The sequence below is a fragment of the Pseudomonas sp. SB113 genome, assembly GCF_040754745.1.
In the GTDB taxonomy this organism is placed as follows: Bacteria; Pseudomonadota; Gammaproteobacteria; order Pseudomonadales; family Pseudomonadaceae; genus Aquipseudomonas; species Aquipseudomonas grimontii.
In genome coordinates, this window is the sequence record NZ_JBFMHW010000025.1 from 1 (window position 1) to 19,839 (window position 19,839).

A 19,839-nucleotide genomic window follows, 5' to 3' on the forward strand; every position below is an offset into this window, starting at 1 on the left:
GCTGCTACGGGAGCGTGAGATGGCGCGTAGCAGCTGTCGAGCCCTGGCGAGGCTGCGTGAGGCCCTCATAAACACCCAGCATCACGATGAATCGCCGCGAGAACGTGGATGGTCAGTGATATCGGCGGTATGCCCAACGCAGCCTCGCCAAGGCTCGACAGCTGCTACGCGTTATCCTATTGAAGTTGTGTAGATACTTATGCTCATCGGGGGCAAGTCGAATCGTCGCACCACCCCTCCCACATTTGGACCACGTCGCTTATTAGATGAGCTCTCGAGCAAGGAATGGCGCGGTGCGGCTGGTCTTGCTTTTGGCCACCTTCTGCGGCGTCCCACTGGCAACCACCTTGCCGCCCAGATCCCCGGCCCCCGGTCCGATGTCGATCACCCAGTCACTCTGGGCCACCACGCGCATTTCATGTTCCACCACGACCACCGTATGCCCCGCGTCCACCAGGTGATTGAGCTGGCTGAGCAAGCGGTCGACATCCCGTGGGTGCAACCCGGTGGTGGGTTCGTCCAACACATATAACGTCGCGCCTCGGGCGTTGCGTTGCAGCTCGGTGGCCAGTTTGATCCGCTGTGCTTCGCCGCCGGACAGTTCCGTCGCCGGCTGCCCAAGGCGCAGATAACCCAGGCCGATATCCCGCAGTACTTGCAGCGAACGCAGTACCCCAGGTTGTTCGGCAAACACCTCCACCGCCTGCTCCACCGTCAGCCCCAGCACCTGGGCGATGCTCAAGCCTTGCCATTTGACGGCCAGGGTTTCGGGGTTGTAGCGCGCGCCGTGGCAGGTCGGGCACGGCGCGTAGACGCTGGGCATGAACAGCAATTCGACGCTGACAAAGCCCTCACCTTCGCAGTTCGGACAACGACCCTTGGCGACGTTGAAGGAGAACTGCCCGGCGTCGTAATCGCGCTTCTTCGCCGCCGGCGTGGCGGCGAACAACTTGCGTACGTTGTCGAACAAACCGGTGTAGGTCGCCAGGTTGGAACGTGGGGTGCGGCCGATGGGTTTCTGGTCCACCTGCACCAGGCGGCGGATGTGCTCCAAGCCGGCACCGATGCGTCCGCCGCTGGTTTGCGGGGCGTCATCTTCCAGGCTCGGTTCTTCGTCGCTGTCCACCCGGCTGCCGAGACCGCTGCCGACCAGTTCCAGCAGCGCCTGGCTGACCAGGCTGGACTTGCCCGAGCCGGAAATACCGGTGACCGCCGTAAAGCAGCCCAATGGGAAATCCACACTCAGGTCCTTGAGGTTATTGCGCGTAACCCCTTCCAGGCTCAGCCAGCCGGTGGGTTCACGCCGCGTCTGGTGCACAGGGCGCTTGTCGGCAAACAGATAGGCCCGGGTCTGCGACGCCTCGACGTCCGCGAGACCGGCAGGCGGCCCGCTGTACAGCACTTGCCCACCGTGTTCGCCAGCGGCCGGGCCCACATCGATCAGCCAGTCGGCGCGGCGCATGGTTTCCAGGTCATGTTCGACCACAAACAACGAATTGCCCGCCGCTTTCAGGCGTTCGAGCGCGGTGAACAAGGCTTCGCCATCCGCCGGGTGCAGGCCTGCCGAGGGTTCATCCAGCACATAGATCACCCCGAACAACTGCGAGCCCAATTGCGTGGCCAACCGCAGGCGCTGCAATTCTCCGGACGACAGGGTCGGCGTGCTGCGCTCCAGGGACAGATAGCCCAACCCCAATTCGATCAGGGTACTGACCCGCTCCAGCAGGTCCTCGGCGATGCGCTGGGCCGCGAGGCGTTTTTCCACCGACAGCTTCATCTTGTCCTGCCCCGCCGCCACCGGCCGCAACAACGCGGCCAGTTGCGTCAATGACAGTTGCGACAACTCACCAATGTCCACCCCGGCAAACTTCACCGACAGCGCCGCCTTGGTCAGCCGCTTGCCCTCGCACAACGGGCAGGCGCTGCCCTGCATGAACTGCGAGACACGCTTTTTCATCAGCGCGCTTTGCGTGTGGGTGAAGGTGTGCAGGATATAGCGCCGGGCGCCGCTGAAGGTGCCTTGGTAGCTCGGCTCCAGTTTGCGTTTCAGCGCTTCGCGGGTCTGCTCGGGGGTGAAACCGGCATACACCGGCACGGTTGGAGTTTCTTCGGTGAACAGGATCCAGTCGCGTTGCTTTTTCGGCAAGTCGCGCCACGGAACATCCACGTCATAGCCCAGGGTCACGAGGATGTCGCGCAGGTTCTGGCCCTGCCAGGCCAAGGGCCAGGACGCCACCGCGCGCTGGCGGATGGTCAGGGACGGATCGGGCACCATCAGCGCCTCGGTCACTTCATACACGCGGCCCAGGCCATGGCACTGCGGGCAAGCACCCTGGGGCAGGTTCGGCGAAAAGTCCTCGGCATACAGCATCGCCTGCCCCGCCGGGTAGCTGCCGGCGCGCGAATACAACATGCGGATCAGGCTCGACAGGGTGGTGACACTGCCCACCGAGGAACGCGCACTTGGCGTACCACGCTGCTGTTGCAAAGCGACGGCGGGCGGCAGTCCTTCGATACTGTCAACATCGGGCACGCCGACCTGATCGATCAGGCGCCGCGCGTAGGGCGCCACCGATTCGAAATAGCGGCGCTGGGCTTCGGCATACACCGTGGAAAACGCCAGGGACGACTTGCCCGAGCCCGAGACGCCGGTAAACACCACCAGGGCATCCCTTGGAATATCCACGTCGACGTTCTGCAAGTTGTGTTCGCGGGCGCCGCGCACGCGTACAAATCCAAGGTGCTGGGCGGTAATCGGGGAGATGGAGCGCTGTGAAGTCATGAACAACCTTGTCTGACGGTGAGCACGCTGCGCAGCCGTTGCGTCAGGGCCTCTGGGCTGTAGGGTTTGCTCAGCAGGTGAATGTCAGCGCTGAGCAGATGATTGCTGGAGAGAATGTCCCGCGTGTGCCCCGAGGTGAACAGCACCGCCACCGGCGGCGACTGGGCGCGGGCCCACTCGGCCAGGTCGGTGCTTTTGATGCGGCCGGGCATCACCACGTCGGTGAAGATCAGGTCGGGCCGCACCCCGCCCTGCAAGGCTTGCATCGCGCGGTCGCCGTCCTCGGCCGTCAGCACCGTGTAGCCCGCCTGCTCCAGCAGATCCACCACGGTCACCCGCACATCCTCGTTGTCCTCGACCACCAGGATGGTCTCCTGGCCCACGTCGTGCAGCACGGGTTCAGGGTGAGTCTCCTGGACTTCTTCGTCCAGGCTGCGCGGGAAGTACATTTGCACCACGGTGCCCTTGCCCTCCTCGCTCCACACGTCCACGTGCCCACCGCTTTGCCGAACGAAGCCAAACACCATGCTCAAGCCAAGACCGGTGCCGTGGCCATTGCGCTTGGTGGTGAAAAACGGCTCGAACACCCGAGCCAGGATCGCCGCCGGCATGCCCACGCCAATGTCCGTGACGGCCAGGCGCACGTACTCACCGGGCTTGATGCTTTTGCCGATGCAATCCTTGGGGTTGAGGATGATGTTTTCACCGGTGATGCGAATCACGCCCTCGCCTTTCATCGCATCGCGGGCATTGATCGCCAGGTTGAGCAGCGCGTTTTCCAATTGGTTGCGATCGACGTTGATGCACCAGGAATCCTGCGGCAACTGCACATCGATATGAATGGTTTCACCGAGTGCGCGTTGCAGCAGTTCGCCCAGCCCGGCATAGATGCGCTGCGGGTTATACACGGCGGGTGACAGCGGTTGGCGGCGGGCAAACGCCAACAACTGCGATGACAGTTTGGCGCCGCGCTCCACCGCCGCGATAGCCGCAGTGACACGCCGCTGTACCTGGGCATTCTCCGGTTCATGGCGGGCCAGCAAATGCAGGTTGCCGGCGATCACTTGCAGCAGGTTATTGAAGTCGTGGGCCACGCCACCGGTCAGGCCACCGATGGCCTCGAGCTTTTGCGACTGGCGCAGTTGGTCTTCAGCAGCGGAACGCGCCTGGACTTCGGCGGCCACGCGTTGCTCCAGGTTATGGGTCAGTTCCTGGCGCAAGCGTTCGGAATGCACATGGGCGGTGGTTTCCACCACAATCGCCAGCACCCCGGCCGGTTGCTGGTTATCCCCGGCGACGGGACTGTAGTAAAGATCCAGCCACACCGTTTCCGGCTGGCCGTTGCGCAGCAGCACCAGGTCTTTGTTGTGATAGGACAAGGTGCCGCCGGCCAGGCAGGTGTCCACCACATGGCGGTTGAAGTCGGCGACTTCCGGCCAGCCGAGTTCCACCGGCGTGCCGAGCAAATAAGGATGACGGCCACCGGCAAATACCGAATAGCTGTCGTTGTAGATCATGTACCCCGCCGGCCCCCAGAGCATCACCATGGGCACGGGGGACGCCAGCATCATCTGTACGGTACAGGCGAGGCTGGTGGACCAGCGATCAAGCGGTCCCAGGTCGGTGGTTGACCAGTCAAATGCGCGAATTCGCTGGGCCATTTCGCCGGCCCAACCTTCACAGCCGTGGGGGTCGGATAAGAATTGCATCGTTCGGCTCTGCGCAGAGAAAGGGCGGTCGCAATTTTTTTGAGCGCATCAAGGGGAGATGGTTTCATTTTGCATAAATTAGGGGTTAATCACGCCAAACGCTATCGGCCTCAGTGAAAATCCCGGCTGCGCACCGTGATGCCTTCCAGCAGCGGCGTCAGGTCGGTCAGGCGCCCGGCGATCAGGTGTCGCACCTCGCCAACCGCCTCCCAGCGCCCGTCCACTTTGAGCAACCGCGACCCCACCAGCGCCTGGCGCTGACGTTCGGCCAGGTCGCGCCAGACCACCACGTTGAGGTTGCCGAATTCATCTTCGAGGGTGACAAAGGTCACGCCGCTGGCCGTGCCGGGGCGCTGGCGACCGGTCACCAGCCCGGCGACGCTGACAGTGCGCCCATGCTCCACCGCCTGCAGTTCGTTCGAACTGCGGCAGCGCCGTTTACGCAGCTCGGCACGCAGCAGCGCCAACGGATGCGGGCCAAGGGTGGTGCCGAGCATGGCGTAATCGGCATGCAGGTCCTCGCCCACCGTCGGTGTTGGCAGCTCCACCACCGCTTCATCGGGGCTGGGCAGGCCCGCGAACAATCCAAGCTGCTTATGCACCCCAGCCACGGCCCAGCGCGCCGTATGCCGGTTGCCGGCCAGGGCACGCAAGGCCCCGGCATCCGCCAGCAACGCCTGGGCACGCGCATCCAGGTCGGCGCGCTGGTCCAGGTCGGCAATGTCGCTGAACGCCCGGCGCTGGCGTGCGGCTTCGATACGCCGCCCATCCTCTTCGCGAAAGCCCGAGATCATGCGCAAGCCCATGCGAATCGCCGGTTGCTGGCCGTCGATGGGTTCCAGGCTGCAATCCCAGTCGCTGGCCTGCACATCCACCGGGCGGATCTGCAAGCGATGGCGCCGCGCATCCTGCAGGATCTGGTCCGGGCTGTAGAAGCCCATGGGCCAGCTGTTGATCAGCGCACAGGCGAAGGCGGCCGGTTCATGGCATTTGAGCCAGCAACTGGCGTAGGTCAGCAAGGCAAAACTGGCGGCGTGGGACTCGGGGAAACCGTAGCTGCCAAAGCCCTTGATCTGCTCAAAGATCTGCGCGGCAAAGGCCTCGGTGTAGCCATTCTTGAGCATGCCGGTGCGCAGGCGCTGCTGATGCGGCTCCAGGCCGCCGTGACGTTTCCAGGCGGCCATGGAACGGCGCAACTGGTCGGCCTCGCCGGGGCTGTAGTCGGCGGCGACCATGGCGATCTGCATCACTTGCTCCTGGAACAACGGGATGCCCAGGGTGCGCTCCAACACGGTTTCCAATTCCGGCGACGGATAGGTGGTGGGTTCTTCCTTGTTACGTCGGCGCAAGTACGGATGCACCATGCCGCCCTGGATCGGTCCGGGGCGCACGATAGCCACCTCGATCACCAGGTCGTAGAATTTTTGCGGCCGCAACCTGGGCAACATCGACATCTGCGCCCGCGACTCGATCTGGAACACGCCAATGGTGTCGGCCTTGCTGATCATCGCGTAGGTGGCCGGGTCTTCCTTGGGGATCGTCGCCAGGGAAAAGTCCAGATGACGATGGCGACGCAGCAGATCGAAACAGCGGCGGATCGCGCTGAGCATGCCCAGGGCGAGAATATCCACCTTGAGCAGGCCCACGGCATCGAGGTCGTCCTTGTCCCACTGGATGATGGTGCGCTCGGCCATGGCGGCGTTTTCCACCGGCACCAGGGTGTCCAACGGGTACTCGGAAATCACGAAGCCACCGGGGTGCTGGGACAGGTGCCGGGGAAAACCGATCAACTGCTGGGTAAGTGTCAGCACACGGCGCAGGATCGGGCTGTCGGGGTCGAAGCCGCCCTCACGCAGGCGCTCCAGGGGCGGCGCATCGTCACTCCAGCGCCCGCAGCAGTCGGCCAATGCGTTGATCTGGTCCGGCGGCAAGCCCAGGGCCTTGGCCACATCGCGCACCGCACCGGTCGCGTGGTAACTGCTGACCACCGCCGTCAGCGCCGCGCGCGTACGACCATAGCGCTGGAACACGTACTGCAGCACTTCTTCGCGGCGTTCGTGTTCGAAGTCGACGTCGATGTCCGGCGGCTCGTTGCGCTCGCGCGACAGGAAACGCTCGAACAGCATGTTCATCAGGCTCGGGTTGATCTCGGTGATCCCCAAGGCAAAACATACCGCCGAGTTGGCCGCCGAGCCGCGTCCCTGGCACAGGATCGAACGGCTGCGAGCGAAGCGCACGATGTCGTGCACGGTGAGAAAGTAGCTTTCGTAGCCCAGCTCGCTGATCAGTTCCAGCTCGTTGTTGATCTGCTGCAAGGTCTTGGCGTCGACCCCTTGCGGCCAGCGCCGGGCGATGCCTTCTTCGGTGACGGCGCGTAGCCAGGATTTGGCGTCATGGCCCTCGGGCACCAGCTCGCGCGGGTAGTGGTAGCGCAACTGGCCAAGGTCGAAGGTGCAACGGCGCGCGATGTTAACGGTCTCGTCGAGCAAGGCTTGCGGGTACAGCGCGCCCAGCGCCTCGAGGCTGCGCAGGTGACGCTCGCCATTGGGGTGCAGGCGCGTGCCGGCTTCGGCCACCGGCACGTGATGACGGATCGCGGTCATGGTGTCTTGCAGGGCACGGCGGCCGCGCGCATGCATATGCACATCGCCGCAGGCCACCGCCGGGATATGCAGGCTGGCGGCCAGTTGCAGCCGTTGCTCCAGATGTCGCGCATCGTCCTGTCCGCAGTGCAGGTGCACCGCCAGCCACAGGCGATCGGCGAAGGCACGGCGCAACCATTGGAGGGAGGCCTGGGTGTCGCTGTCTTCGGCGACCCATAGTGCCAAGAGGCCGTTGAGGGGTCGGTCGAAGTCTTCTTGCAGCAGGCGATAACGGCCCTTTTCAGCGCGGCGGCGGGCCAGGGTAATCAGGCGGCACAGGGACTGGTAGCCGCTGAGGTCCTGCACCAGCAGCACCAGTTTCGGGCCATTCTCGATGCGCACTTCGCTGCCGATAATCAGCGGCAAGCCCACCGCCTTCGCCGCCTGCCAGGCCCGCACGATGCCGGACAAGGTGCATTCATCGGTGATTGCCAGGGCGCTGTAGCCCTGGCCCTTGGCCCGTTCGAACAACTCCAGCGCACTGGAGGCCCCGCGCTGGAAGCTGAAGTTGGACAGGCAATGCAGCTCGGCGTAACTCATGCGAACCAGCCTTGCAGCCACAGCCCATCGCGTTGCCCCACACTGCGATAGGCCCAGCCTTGCTGGCCGGCGCGGGTCCGGATCAGGTAGTAGTCACGGCGAATGTCGGCGCCGTCCCACCAACCGGATTCGATGCGCTCCGGCCCCATGAGGATCTGCACGCCCTGCTCGGCCAGCAAGGTCGGTTCGTCAAGCAACCAACCGGGACGCTGGACCTTATCCAAGGGGGCGCACGGGCTTTTATCCGCCGCCATTTGCCAGGCACATTCGGGGCGATGGTCGGCATGAAAACGCAGGCCTTGCACCGCCTCATCGCCCAGGCGGGCACGCAGGCGTTCGCGCAGTTGTTCCCACGGCAGGGTCTGTTGCGGGCGATCGTCGAACAGGTCCTGGCGTTGCGGCACGAACACCGGCAGGTCCTGGGCCACCAGGCGAAAGCCGCGCACCGGTGAAGTGACCTGTACGTGCTCCAGGCGCCCACGGGCCAGTTCGAACAGCATCGCCGCTTCACGCTCGGCACTCAGCAGGCCGACCGTGATCACGCTGTCCGGCGCCTGGGCGTGTTCCAGGTGCAGGTCAAAGCGTTGCACGCCACTGTCGCGGCCGCAGAGGAAGGCCGAGAGATCGCCGGTCAAACGGCGCAGGGGGAATAACAAGGCCTGGTGGGATTGCACATCGAAATTCAGCTCGATGCGCACATCGAACTGGTCCGGCGGCTGATAGAAGGCCAAGGCCAATGGCCGTTGCCCGGTCAATGCGTCCAGGTGCTTGAGCAGACTGGCGTCAAAACGCCGCGCCAGGGTGTGCCGGGGCAACGCCTGCACCTGGGCCAGGGTACGCAGGCCCATGCGCGATAATGCGGTGGCCGCCTGCGGGTCGAGGCCGGCGCGGTCGATGGGCAATGGCGCCAGGGCCTGGAGCAACGCATCCTCATCGGCCACGGCCAGGCCATCATAGAGATTGGCCAGCACCCGCGCCGCCGCCGGGTTGGGCGCGGCGACGATACGGTGACGAAAGCCCAGCTCGGTCAGCTCCTGGCGCAAGCGTGCCTCGAACTGCGGCCAAGGCCCGAACAGGCCCAGGCTCGACTCGATTTCGAACAGCAAGGCGCGCGGGTAATACACGCTGACCTGGGAGCTGAAGCGGTAGGCCCAGGCCGCCAGGAACTGCTGCCAGCGTTCGATTTGCACGGGGTCGTATTCGGCGCTGGCAAAGGTCTTGGCCAGGGCATGGGCTGCCGTCAGCGATTGACCGGGGCGCAGGCCCAATGCACGGGCGGCGTCATTGACGGTTTGCAGCACGCGCCGCTGCGTCGTGCCGGCCAGCAGCGCCAGCGGTTGATCCGGCTCGGGGTGCAGGCGCTGCACCCCGTCCAGCGCCAATTGCGGGAAAACAATACACACCCAGCGCATGGCAACCTCAGTGCCCCGCCAGTGCAATCGGCGCCGGGTGGGCCAACCCGCCCCGGCATTTGAGCACCCGCACCTGGGCAGGTTTTGCCTCGACGGCCAGGCGCAAGGCGGCGGGCGAAGCGTTGATCGCCTCACTCAAGGCGCGCCAGGCAAACGCCAGGGTCTGCCCGGTTTCCGCAGCCACCTGCAAGCGACGCAAGGCGCGGTCATCCGCCTTGCGCGGCCAGCACAGCACCGCGCCGCAACTGCCGGAACGCAGGCACTGCTCCACCGCCCACAGCGCATCGCGCTCCTCGGCCTGGACCACCGACAGCTGGCGCAAATCCACCCCGGCGTTCTGCCACGCGTGGGGGTACGGGGTGTAAGGCGGCGCCACCAGCACAATGCGCTCCCCCGCCGCCGATAAGCGCGCCAGGGTCGGCAGCACCAATTGCAGTTCGCCCACGCCTTCCTTGACCATGAGGATTTCGCTCAAGGCCGACTCCGGCCAGCCGCCCGTGGGCAGCACCGCATCCAGCGCCGCCAGCCCCGTGGGGTGCACGCTGGCCGGGGGCGCGGCAGGCCGGCCTTTCCAGACGCGGCCGCCATTGAACAGCGTATCCAGTGCAACCACGGCGCCCATCAACCTTGCCTCACCAGGCCGCAGAACACCCCTTCGATGGCCAGGTCCTGGTCGGGGCCTACCACGATAGGTTCGTACGCTGGATTGCGCGGCAGCAGGCGCACACGGTCGCCACTGCGTTCGAAACGCTTGATGGTGACTTCGCCGTCCAGGCGCGCCACCACAATCTGCCCGTTCAAGGCTTCGGCACTGCGGCGTACGCCCACCAGATCGCCGTCGAGGATGCCGTCTTCGATCATCGAATCGCCTTGCACCCGCAACAGGTAATCCGGGGTTTTCGCAAAAGTGGCGGGGTCGAGTTGCAGGCGGCTGTGCACTTCGGCATCCGCGCCGATGGGCAGGCCTGCCGCCACTCGGCCAAGCACCGGGACATCCAGCCACTCCGGACGCACGGGCTGGTTGAGCAAACGAATACCGCGCGCCTGGTTGGGGTTGACCTCGATGAAGCCGGCTTCGGTCAGGGCCACTACGTGTTTACGCGCGACGCTGCGGGAGGCAAAGCCGAACGCCTCGGCGATCTCGGCGAGGCTGGGGGGTTGGCCTTGTTGCGCGATACGGTCGCGGATGAAGGTCAGGATGGCGGTGCGGCGGGGAGTCAGGGCTGTCATGGAGTACATTTGTACTCTTATGGGAAATTTCTTACAAGAGCCGGTAGTCGGGGTTGAGTTGACTGAGTACATATCCGTTATTCAGGTAACGGCATACCTGGTGTATGCAGATTAAATGTGGGAGGGGCGGTGCGACGATTCGACTTGCCCCCGATGAGGGAGTGTCAGTTGATGGATTTGGTACTGACCCACTGCAATCGGGGGCAAGCCCCCTCCCACATTTTTAACCCAGTACACCAGACCCAACTCCGGTCGGCTCTAAGGCCGCCGCGCTTTGGCTTTTGATCTCAAATCGCCCCGTCAAACACGCTGGCCGAACGCAGGCTTTGGAGCGTGGGTAACCCGGCAGGACGCCGGGTTAGCCGCGCTGGGCCAGGAATGGCCCATCGCGGCGGCCCACGCTCCAAAGCCGGAGTGAGGGCACACCGAGCCTAGGCGAGGTGCCGAGTGTTGGGGCGAGTCCATTCTCTGCGCGAAAGCGCAGCCTGTTTACAGGCTGGGCGGCCTCCCTCGCCACAGACCGCTGAAAGAAGTTGTGTAGATACTTATGCTCATCGGGGGCAAGCCCCTTCCACATTTCTACCGAGTACACCCGGAACAACTCCGGTCGGTCCAGAGGCCGCCAAGCTCACCCGCCTCCCGCCATATGCTCCGCAATCCTGCCCCTCAACCACCGCTCTGCCGGATCATTGTCATGCACTCCACTCCACACCATCGACAACTCCGCCGCATCAATCGCAAACGGCGGATCCTCTGCCCGTAATGCCGTACCCTCGGTCAATGCACACGCCGCATAGTCGGGCACCGTCGCAATAATCTGCGTACCAGCCAGCAATGCCCGCAAGCCGCTGAACTGCGGCACTGCCAGCACCACCCGCCGGGCGCGGCCGATGCGGGCCAGGTCCAGGTCGATGTTGCCGCTCAAGTCTCCCGAGAACGACACCATCGCATGGGGCCGCGCGCAATAGTCGTCGAGGGTCAGCGGTTCAAGGCCGTCATCACCGCGCAGTACCTTGCAGGGAATGTCCCGCAGTTTCTTGCGCTTGGCATTCGCCGGCAGTTCGGTGGTGTAGCTCACGCCTACCGAGATCTCACCACTGGCCAGTAGCGCGGACATCAGCAGGTAATTGGCGCGGCGTACCACCACGATAATGCCTGGGGCTTCTTCGCGCAGTTGGCTGAGCAAGGGGGGGAACAGGCCGAACTCGGCGTCGTCGGACAGGCCGATGCGGAACACCGCACAACTGGTGGAAGGGTCGAAGTCCTTGGCGCGGCTGACCGCGCCTGAAATGGTGTCCATGGCCGGTTGCAACTCCTTGAGTATCGCCACGGCGCGTGGCGTGGGTTCCATGCCGCGACCATTGCGCAGCAGCAACGGGTCGTCGAACAAATCCCGCAGCCGGCCCAATGCCGCACTCACCGCCGGTTGGCCCATAAAGAGCTTTTCGGCGACCCGGGTCAGGTTCTTCTCGAACATCAGCGCTTCGAAAATCACCAACAGGTTCATGTCGACGCGGCGCAGGTCGTTGCGGTTCATGGCGGTATCCAAACGGTTAGCAGGCCGCCAGCTAAGCAGGCAAAACACTGCCTGGATTGCATGCCTGTGCTGTCTTTTCCGTGACCGTACCTGGCGAAATTAACAACGATTAACTCGCCAGCCAGACGGTACGGCGCCAAAAATGACCCGGTCTACACTGCATCCATTCACCGGGAACGCTCCCATCGACTGCGGATATTCGTCATGGCCCGACCTGCGTACTGTGCTCCTCGCTTATCCGCTACCGGCGGCCTGTGCCCCCGGCGCGAGCGGATCGCCAAGCAATTGATCCTCGCCAACCTTGGCGAAAGCCTGGCGATTGCCGACCTGGCCCAAGCCTGCGCCCTGTCGCGCAGCCATTTTTCCCGCGCATTCAAGTGCACCACCGGGCTGTCGCCCCAGGAATGGATACGCCAGCAACGCATCCAACGGGCCAAGGAACTGATCACCGGTTCCTCCTTGAGCCTCACGCAAATCAGCCTGGAGTGCGGGTTTTGCGACCAGGCGCATTTCTGCCATATGTTCACGCGCAGCGAGGGCGTCAACCCGATGACCTGGCGAAATCACCAACTGCGTCACAAGCCTCAAGAGATCGCTGCCTAGTGGTCTGCATGTACCTGGAATATGCTGGCCGCTTACTTTTCCCAGAGCATGGCGCCCCATGAGTGACCCACGCGACCAGGCCGTGCATTTCGGCCCTTACCGCATACACCCGCACCAGCGCCTGGTGCTGGAGGCCGGTCGCCCGTTGCGGTTGGGACGGCGGGCAGTGGACATCCTGCTGATCCTGCTGGAGCAGGCCGGCAATGTGGTGAGCAAGCAGGAACTGATCGCCCGGGTCTGGCCTAAAAGCGTGGTGGAAGACGGCAACCTGCGGGTGCATATGGCAGCGCTGCGCAAGGCTATGGGCGATGGCCAGGCCGGACAGCGCTATATCGTCACGGTGGCCCAGCGCGGCTACAGTTTTGTGGCACCACTGAGCATCGAGCCGATGAGCCTACCCACCGAAGGCGCGCCCCAACGCCCGAGCCACAACCTGCCGCTGCGACGCACGCGCATGCTGGGTCGCCAGGCCCTGATCGACAGCCTGGTGCAGCACCTGCCCGAGCAACGCTTTATCACCCTGACCGGCGCCGGCGGCATCGGCAAGACCACCGTCGCGTTGCGCGTGGCGGAATTGTTGATCGGACATTACCGCGACGGGATTCGCCTGCTGGACCTGGCGCCCCTCAGCGCGCCGTCGATGATCCTGCCCAACCTCGCCGCACTGCTCGACCTCACCCACACTGAGCACGAACCGTTGGCCGTGTTTGCGCGCCGCCTGCAGGAGTACCAATTGCTGCTGGTGATCGACAACTGCGAGCACCTGCTGGACGACATCGCGCTGATCAGCGAAACCCTGCTGCGCCACGCGCCCAAATTGCACATCCTCGCCACCAGCCGCGAGGCCTTGCGCGCCGAGGGCGAGTCGGTGCAACGCCTGGAACCCCTGGCCTGCCCGCCCGCCACCGGCAACCGCGCCCAGGCCCTGGGCTATCCGGCCCTGCAACTGCTGATCGAGCGGGCCATGTCCCATCAGGACAGTTTCGAACTGAGTGAAGCCGAACTGCCCCTGGCCATCGACATCTGCCAACGCCTGGACGGCATTCCCCTGGCAATCGAGCTGGTGGCCGCGCAGATCGAGCGCTTCGGCCTGCCCGGCCTGCTGGTGCAGATGGAAGACAACTTCCGCCTGCTCACCCGTGGCCGACGCAGCGCCCTGCCCCGCCATCAAACCCTGCGCGCCACCCTGGACTGGAGCTTCGAACTGCTCACCGGCTGCGAGCAAATCTGCCTGCGTCGCCTCGCGGTGTTCCGGGGTGGCTTCAGCCTGGCCAGTGCCGCAGCGGTGATCGCCGGGCAACAGGTTGCGCCGGCCGAAGTACTGGGTTCGATCACCCAACTGGTGGCGAAATCCTTGCTCAATGTGGAGGCCGGGGATGACGAGGTGGTCTATCGCCTGCTGGACATCACCCGCACTTATGCCCTGGAAAAACTCAGCGTTGCCAATGAGCTCGACGCCACCCGCGAACGCCACGCCAACCGCTGCCTGGTCCTGATGAACCAGGCGCAGGACGATTGGGAGCAGACGGCTACCCAAACCTGGATCGACCGCTATGCCCCGCTGCGCGAAGACATTCGTGCCGCCCTCGACTGGGGCCTGGGCGACCAGGGTGTCCACCTGCTGGGCATTCGTCTGACCGTCAGCGCCATGCCGTTGTGGCAGGAGCTGTCGCTGCTGCGCGAACACGGCCTGTACGTGGGCAAGGCGCTGGCGCGGCTGGGGCAATCGAGCACGCCAAGCCCGCACTTGAACATGGCCTTGCAATTGGCATTCGGCAGTTTTTCCTATCACACCCAGGGCGGTACGCCGCAGACCATCGAAGCCTTTGCCCGTGCGCGACGCCTGGCCGAAGTCGACAGCAACCTGGTCGGCCAACTGCGCGCGGTGTCGGGGCAAATGACGGTCAACCTGTGTGGCGGCGACTACAGCGAGGCCTTGGAGCAAAGCCTGCATTTCGACCGGTTGGGGCCGCAGGCCGAGCCGTTGCTGGCCCTCAGCGCCCAACGCCTGAGGGTGCTGGCGCAGCACTTCGCCGGCAACCAGGCGCTGGCGCAGCAGAATGCCGAACAGGTGATCCAGCGCATGGCCCAGAGCGGCCATCTCAACCGGTTTACCCACGGCTTTGGCGTGCAGTACGACCAGAGCGTAGCCTCGTTGACCATCCTCGCGCGCATCCTGTGGCTGCGCGGTTTCCCCGAACGTGCGTGGCGCACCGCAAACCAGGCACTGGCGTTGGCGTTGCAGATCAACCACGGCACATCGATTTGCTACACCCTGGCCCTGGCTGGGGTGGTCATCGCTCACTACAACGGCGACACCGTCGCGGCCCGCGACCAGTTGGACCTGCTGTTACAGCAGGCGCAAAAGCATTCGGTGCAGTTGTTCCACTCCTGGGCGCAGTGCTACGAAGGTACGGCGCAGATCGCCGATGTGCAGGGATTGGGGCTGGTCGAAGACATCCTGGTGACCTTCAACGCCCACGCAGTGGATGAGGCCTTGTTCGCACGCGCCCGGAGCGGTGCGGCCGGCTGGTGCAGCCCGGAAATCCTGCGCGTGCGCGCCGAGGCCATGCCCGATGCCCACGGGGCTGAGGCGCTGCTGCTCGAAGCCCTGGGCCTGGCACACCAGCAAGGCGCGCTGGCCTGGGAGCTGCGCTGTGCGGATTGCTTGGCGCGGCTGTGGCAAAAGCAGGGTCGTGTGCAGGCCGCCCGCGAGCTGCTGGGTTCGGTCTACGCGCGATTTACCGAAGGCTTCGCCACCCAGGACCTAGTCCGCGTAGGCCGCCTGCTCGACGAGTTGCAGGACAAACGGCCGGCCTGAAAACGCCCCCAGGTAATGCCCATAGCCCCGTTGCAAACGCGCCACCTGCTGCGGGTCGCGCAGGAGTGCCAGGCCATAGCTGCGTACGCTGTTGAGCAGGCGATAGCGCGGATAGCCCGGACCGGGTTCGAGGCTCAGCAGCGAGGTGCCGACCAGGCGCCCGAGCAGGTACGACAAGTCGGCGTGCTCCAGCTCGGTACCGGCCACCAGCTTACTCAGGGTGGGCAAGGTCACCGCCATCTTGAACAAGCTCAGTTGCAGGAACAGCCAGCGCTCCGGCAGGCTCAGCCGCTCGTATGTCCAGTCCAGGGCGGCGGTCACGGATTGATGGCGCTCCACCGCCGTGCGGCGCCCGCGGGTCAGTACCTGTAATCCACTGTGCAACTGCGCCTGTAAACCGCGTACGCCCAGCGCGTCCACTTGGGCGGCCGCCAGTTCAAGGGCCAGGGGAATACCGTCGAGGCGCCGGCAGATGTCCCGCAACCGCGCCAGGTCCTGTTGCCGCAACACAAAACCCTGTTGACCGGCACACGCCCGTGCGACGAACAGTTGCACGGCGGGGAACGCCATCGCCTGTTCAACACTGCCCATCGCCGACGGTGCCGGCACGCCCAGTGAGGGCACGCGCTGCACCCATTCGCCTGGGGCCTGCAACGCTTCACGACTGCTGACCAGCACGCTGACCGCGGGCGCGTTTTCGCGCAGCGCCCACAGAAGATGTCGACAGGCACCGAGCAGCAGGTCGGCGCCGTCGAGTACCAGCAGCAATTGCCGGGAGACCAACTGGCGGCACAACTCAGTGACACTGCCGCAGGGCTCCAGGTGCAGGGCCGTGGCCAGGTGGCGCAGCATCATCAGCGGCGTCTCCACTGTGGCCAGGTCGACCCACCACACACCATCGCGGTAGCGCGGCAACACGCGCTCGGCCAGCGCCAGGGCCAGGGTGCTCTTGCCCACGCCGGCGCAACCGGTAAGGGTCATCAGGCGCTGCCCGGACACACGCCGCGCCAGCACGCCCAGCAGTTCAGCGCGACCGATCACCGGGCTGAGCCGGGTGCCGAGGTTATGCCGGGGCAGCACCGTTGCGGTGGCAACTTCCACGGGTGCGGCGAAACAGTAACCGCGCTGGGGGTCATTGAGGATAAGACGTTGCCCGTCGAGGGCACGGCGCAGTGCCGCGATGTGCACCCGCAGGTTGTTCTCTTCCACCACGCTGCACGGCCAGACCCGCTCGATCAAGGTAGCCTTGCTGATGAATTGCCCTGGCGACTCCAGCAGCACCGCAAGGACATCCAACGCCCGCCCGCCCAATGGCACCGGCCAACCCGCCTTGCTCACCAGCCGCTGCTGCCGGTGAAAGGCATACTCACCGAAGCGCACCGTGCTATCCGCGTCAATCGCCTGAGGGATATTCATGTCTGCAATCGCGCTGGAACACCCGGTCTTGGGCGTCCGCGCATCCTTTTCCATGGGCTCGACGCTATCTTGCCAGCTACCCGCGACAGGGCAATGCTGGCACGGGGAGCGATACGGACAATCGGGTGCGCGAGACGGACATCCTGTCGTTAACTGAACTGCTGGCGGTATTGGGTAGGGTTGAGGCCGAGTTTTTCACTGAATAGAAAGCGCATGTGCCGCACGCTGCCGAAGCCTGCGTGGAACGCCACAGTCTTGAGCGGCAGGTCGGTGGTTTCCAGCAAATGCCGGGCGCGGTCGATGCGCGCGCCTTGCAGGAAGGCCATGGGTGTCATCTGCACGTCCTTGGCGAACAACCGGGCAAAGTGGCGTGCACTCATGCCGGCCAACTCGGCCATGGACTCGATGGTGAAGGGTTGGTCCAGATGCGCGAGCACATGGTTCTGCACGCGAGTGATCGCGGTTTCCTGGGGCGCCACGGACGCGGTCATCGGGCTGAACTGGGCCTGGCCGCCCTGGCGTTTCATCACCACCAGCAGCACCTTGGCCACATCCACCGCCACTTGCTTGCCATGGTCCTGGGCGACGATCGACAACGCCAGGTCGATACCGGCGGTGACCCCACCCGAGGTAATCAACCGCCCGTCCTGCAGGTAGATGCGATCCGTCTCGACAATGGCCTTGGGGAAGGCCTTGATCAGGCGCTCGGTGTAGTGCCAATGGGTGGTCACGCGGCGCTCGTCGAGCAACCCGGCGTGGCCCAGCACAAAGGCTCCGGTGCAGATCGAGCCGAAGCGCCGCGCCCGTGGCGCCGCCGCCTTGAGCCAGGGCAGCAATGCCGGGTGGCATTCGTTATAGGCACCCGGACCGCCGGGCACCAGCAGCAGGTCATAAGCCGCGTGGGCCTGGTCCAGCAGCAGATCAGTCTGGACCATCACCCCATTGGAGGCGCGCAACGGGCCAGGCTCGGTGCCCAGGGTGAGGATCTGGTAATGCTCCGCCGCCGGCAGGTAGCGGTTGGCAATGGAAAACACTTCGAGCGGCCCGGCCATGTCAAGCAAGAGGAAGTCCGGGAACAGCGCCATGGCCACGGTTTTCATACGGGAAGAATCCATCGGGGGAAGAAAGCGAAATGCATTATGGCATGCCTTTCACTGTCAATCTGAGGGAGACAGTTATTCAGATCTCAGCTTCTTAATGAATATTTCGGTTACCAGTAATCTTCTTCTCAACGCAAGCGCCCTGCATCTCGCAGCCCGCGCTCACTTGAGGACAAGACCATGCTGACCCTTCGCAAAGCTTCCGAACGCGGCGCCGCCAATCACGGTTGGTTGAAGTCGTTCCACACCTTCTCGTTCGCCAACTATTGGAACCCCGAAGAACAGGGCTTTTCCGACCTGCTGGTGATCAACGACGACCGCGTCGCGGCCGGCAAAGGCTTCGGCCAGCACCCGCACCGCGACATGGAGATTTTCTCTTATGTGCTTGAAGGCGCCCTGGAACACAAGGACACCCTGGGCACCGGCTCGGTGATCCGCCCCGGCGATGTGCAACTGATGAGCGCCGGCAGCGGCGTGGCCCACAGCGAGTTCAACCACAGCCAACGCCAGGGCGTGCACTTCCTGCAAATCTGGATCGTGCCCGCCGTGGCCGGTGCCGAGCCGCGCTATCAACAGGAGCACTTCAGCGCGGCGCAGAAACGTGGGCGCCTGCAACTGATCATCTCGCCGGACGGCAGCGACGGCTCCCTGACCGTGCGCCAGGACGCCCGGGTGTACGCCGGGCTGTTCAACGGCGACGAAGCCGCGACCCTCGACCTGCCGCCGGATCGCCACGTGTACATCCATGTGGCTCGGGGCAGCGTGGACATCAACGGCCAGCGCTTGCAGGAAGGCGACGGTGCCCGAGTGCGCGATGAGCGGCAAATCCGCCTGAGCCAGGGCCAGGATGCCGAGGTGCTGGTGTTCGACCTGCGCCCCCAGGAACGGCCACAGATGCCGTGACCGGCGCGGCGATGGCCCTTTGAAACGGGCCATCGCTGGCATCGATAGTCACCATCAGCCCAATGAAGTTCTCTTAAAAAATGCAACGCGTAACATCAAACCCATACCAGGCAACACCCAACTAAAACACTCGGAGCACACCATCATGAAACGCCAAATCTTGCTTAGCCTCGCTTTCTCGGTACTCGCTGCAAACGCATTTGCCCACCCTGTTGTTGCTGAAGGCGGCGCGGATCGCCTGATCGAAAGTCGTGTTGCTGAAGGTGGCTCGGATCGCCTGCTGGAACGTCGTGTTGCCGAAGGTGGTGCTGATCGCTTGCAACAACGCGGTATTGTTGAAGGTGGCGCTGATCGCCTGCAAGGCAACCGTGTCGCCGAAGATGGTGCTGACCGCCTGCAAGGCAACCGTGTCGCCGAAGATGGTGCTGACCGCCTGCAAGGCAACCGTGTCGTCGAAGATGGCGCTGACCGCCTGCAAGGCAACCGCGTTGCCGAAGGTGGCGCTGATCGCTTGCAGGAACGTGGCCTGGCCGAAGGCGGTGCCGATCGTTTGCAGCAACGCGGTATTGTTGAAGGCGGTGCCGATCGCCTGCTGGACAACCATGCTTAATCCCGCACTGTTCGCGGGGCACCCCAAACCGGCCTGATCAGCCGGTTTTTTTTCGCCTTCGATTAATGCAGGTCGCGGTCCACCCACACCACCGCCTTGCCGATCTGCTGCCGTGCTTCGATGCGCTCATGCACCTGCTGCAGCGTTTCCAACGTGTAATGCCCTTCGATTGCCACCGTCAACGTCCCTTCGAGCATCGCCGCAAACACCGCGTTGGCGCGCCGTTGTACGGTCGCGCCGTCGGCCATATGGTCGGCCAACCGGAGGCGCGTCAAAAACAGCGAGCCCGCTTCCCCCCGTTCGATCGGGCCGCGATGCAGTTGCGCCGCTGAGGCAACCGAGGCGACGTCCACCCACCATCGGCCCGCCCCGCCGGGCGTTTTCTCGGTCAGAGAAGGCAACGCTTAAACCGGCGCCCGTCAAAAAAATCGTTGGAACTAAAATACTTATCGAGCATTAAGAGTTTGCACTAGCATATGTGTAAGTCCATACCAGCCCCATGCAATATCCGCCTATTACCCCCCTGCGCTCGTA

General features: G+C 64.3%; 13 protein-coding genes and 1 pseudogene. 4 read left to right on the top strand and 10 right to left on the bottom strand.

What is annotated here, in order from left to right:
• Nucleotides 1-262: 262 nt before the first annotated feature.
• From uvrA to AB1462_RS25620, 7 genes are all read right to left on the bottom strand, one after another.
• Nucleotides 263-2,782 carry an excinuclease ABC subunit UvrA gene (gene uvrA / locus AB1462_RS25590; RefSeq protein WP_367248229.1) on the bottom strand — a complete coding sequence of 840 codons (2,520 nt, stop codon included), beginning with the start codon at nt 2,780-2,782 and terminating at the stop codon, nt 263-265.
• On the bottom strand, nt 2,779-4,491 hold the full coding sequence (locus AB1462_RS25595; RefSeq protein WP_090403305.1) for an ATP-binding protein: 1,713 nt from the start codon (nt 4,489-4,491) through the stop codon (nt 2,779-2,781). The genes uvrA and AB1462_RS25595 overlap by 4 nt, the downstream gene beginning before the upstream one ends.
• 110 nt (nt 4,492-4,601) lie before the next feature.
• Entirely contained in the window at nt 4,602-7,694 is a 3,093-nt protein-coding gene (locus tag AB1462_RS25600; RefSeq protein ID WP_367248230.1) for an error-prone DNA polymerase, read from the bottom strand.
• A complete protein-coding gene (locus tag AB1462_RS25605) occupies nt 7,670-9,085 on the bottom strand; it encodes a DNA polymerase Y family protein (RefSeq protein ID WP_259193133.1) in 1,416 nt (471 codons plus the stop codon). The genes AB1462_RS25600 and AB1462_RS25605 overlap by 25 nt, the downstream gene beginning before the upstream one ends.
• Before the next feature lie 7 nt (nt 9,086-9,092).
• Nucleotides 9,093-9,707: a translesion DNA synthesis-associated protein ImuA gene (gene imuA / locus AB1462_RS25610; RefSeq protein ID WP_367248232.1), complete on the bottom strand. Its 615-nt coding sequence runs from the start codon at nt 9,705-9,707 to the stop codon at nt 9,093-9,095.
• Nucleotides 9,707-10,324, bottom strand: a complete 618-nt coding sequence (gene lexA, locus AB1462_RS25615) for a transcriptional repressor LexA (protein WP_367248234.1) — start codon at nt 10,322-10,324, stop codon at nt 9,707-9,709. Before lexA ends, imuA begins: the two co-directional genes overlap by 1 nt.
• A 619-nt stretch (nt 10,325-10,943) precedes the next feature.
• On the bottom strand, nt 10,944-11,852 hold the full coding sequence (locus AB1462_RS25620) for a LysR family transcriptional regulator (RefSeq protein ID WP_090403296.1): 909 nt from the start codon (nt 11,850-11,852) through the stop codon (nt 10,944-10,946).
• Nucleotides 11,853-12,056: 204 nt separating this feature from the next.
• On the opposite strand from AB1462_RS25620, the gene AB1462_RS25625 reads away from it, so the two are divergent.
• Together AB1462_RS25625 and AB1462_RS25630 are read left to right on the top strand one after the other, a co-directional pair.
• Nucleotides 12,057-12,455, top strand: a complete 399-nt coding sequence (locus AB1462_RS25625) for a helix-turn-helix domain-containing protein (protein ID WP_090403294.1) — start codon at nt 12,057-12,059, stop codon at nt 12,453-12,455.
• Between the two features lie 58 nt (nt 12,456-12,513).
• Complete coding sequence (locus tag AB1462_RS25630; protein ID WP_367248235.1) at nt 12,514-15,276, top strand: winged helix-turn-helix domain-containing protein; 2,763 nt, start codon at nt 12,514-12,516, stop codon at nt 15,274-15,276.
• Here the strand turns inward: AB1462_RS25630 and AB1462_RS25635 are convergent.
• Nucleotides 15,223-16,746: a winged helix-turn-helix domain-containing protein gene (locus AB1462_RS25635; protein WP_367248237.1), complete on the bottom strand. Its 1,524-nt coding sequence runs from the start codon at nt 16,744-16,746 to the stop codon at nt 15,223-15,225. The two genes, AB1462_RS25630 and AB1462_RS25635, sit on opposite strands and share 54 nt — an antisense overlap.
• 95 nt (nt 16,747-16,841) lie before the next feature.
• On the bottom strand, nt 16,842-17,792 hold the full coding sequence (locus AB1462_RS25640) for a GlxA family transcriptional regulator (RefSeq protein WP_090403288.1): 951 nt from the start codon (nt 17,790-17,792) through the stop codon (nt 16,842-16,844).
• Nucleotides 17,793-17,972: 180 nt separating this feature from the next.
• Between AB1462_RS25640 and AB1462_RS25645 the strand changes: the two genes are divergently transcribed.
• Nucleotides 17,973-18,695, top strand: coding sequence for a pirin family protein (locus tag AB1462_RS25645; RefSeq protein ID WP_090403286.1), 723 nt, complete (start codon nt 17,973-17,975; stop codon nt 18,693-18,695).
• A gap of 145 nt (nt 18,696-18,840) precedes the next feature.
• Nucleotides 18,841-19,305 carry a phage infection protein gene (locus AB1462_RS25650; RefSeq protein WP_367248239.1) on the top strand — a complete coding sequence of 155 codons (465 nt, stop codon included), beginning with the start codon at nt 18,841-18,843 and terminating at the stop codon, nt 19,303-19,305.
• 62 nt (nt 19,306-19,367) lie between these two features.
• Here AB1462_RS25650 and AB1462_RS25655 read toward each other — a convergent pair.
• Nucleotides 19,368-19,613 (bottom strand): annotated as a pseudogene (locus AB1462_RS25655) (zinc-binding dehydrogenase); the annotation flags it as partial.
• Between the last annotated feature and the right edge of the window lie 226 nt (nt 19,614-19,839).

Bases quoted from the DNA above. Each gene is read 5' to 3' on its own strand.
- uvrA (WP_367248229.1), bottom strand. From the start codon at position 2,782: ATGACTTCACAGCGCTCCATCTCCCCGATTACCGCCCAGCACCTTGGA.
- AB1462_RS25595 (WP_090403305.1), bottom strand. From the start codon at position 4,491: ATGCAATTCTTATCCGACCCCCACGGCTGTGAAGGTTGGGCCGGCGAA.
- AB1462_RS25605 (WP_259193133.1), bottom strand. From the start codon at position 9,085: ATGCGCTGGGTGTGTATTGTTTTCCCGCAATTGGCGCTGGACGGGGTG.
- imuA (WP_367248232.1), bottom strand. From the start codon at position 9,707: ATGGGCGCCGTGGTTGCACTGGATACGCTGTTCAATGGCGGCCGCGTC.
- lexA (WP_367248234.1), bottom strand. From the start codon at position 10,324: ATGTACTCCATGACAGCCCTGACTCCCCGCCGCACCGCCATCCTGACC.
- AB1462_RS25620 (WP_090403296.1), bottom strand. From the start codon at position 11,852: ATGAACCGCAACGACCTGCGCCGCGTCGACATGAACCTGTTGGTGATT.
- AB1462_RS25625 (WP_090403294.1), top strand. From the start codon at position 12,057: ATGGCCCGACCTGCGTACTGTGCTCCTCGCTTATCCGCTACCGGCGGC.
- AB1462_RS25630 (WP_367248235.1), top strand. From the start codon at position 12,514: ATGAGTGACCCACGCGACCAGGCCGTGCATTTCGGCCCTTACCGCATA.
- AB1462_RS25635 (WP_367248237.1), bottom strand. From the start codon at position 16,746: ATGGAAAAGGATGCGCGGACGCCCAAGACCGGGTGTTCCAGCGCGATT.
- AB1462_RS25640 (WP_090403288.1), bottom strand. From the start codon at position 17,792: ATGAAAACCGTGGCCATGGCGCTGTTCCCGGACTTCCTCTTGCTTGAC.
- AB1462_RS25645 (WP_090403286.1), top strand. From the start codon at position 17,973: ATGCTGACCCTTCGCAAAGCTTCCGAACGCGGCGCCGCCAATCACGGT.
- AB1462_RS25650 (WP_367248239.1), top strand. From the start codon at position 18,841: ATGAAACGCCAAATCTTGCTTAGCCTCGCTTTCTCGGTACTCGCTGCA.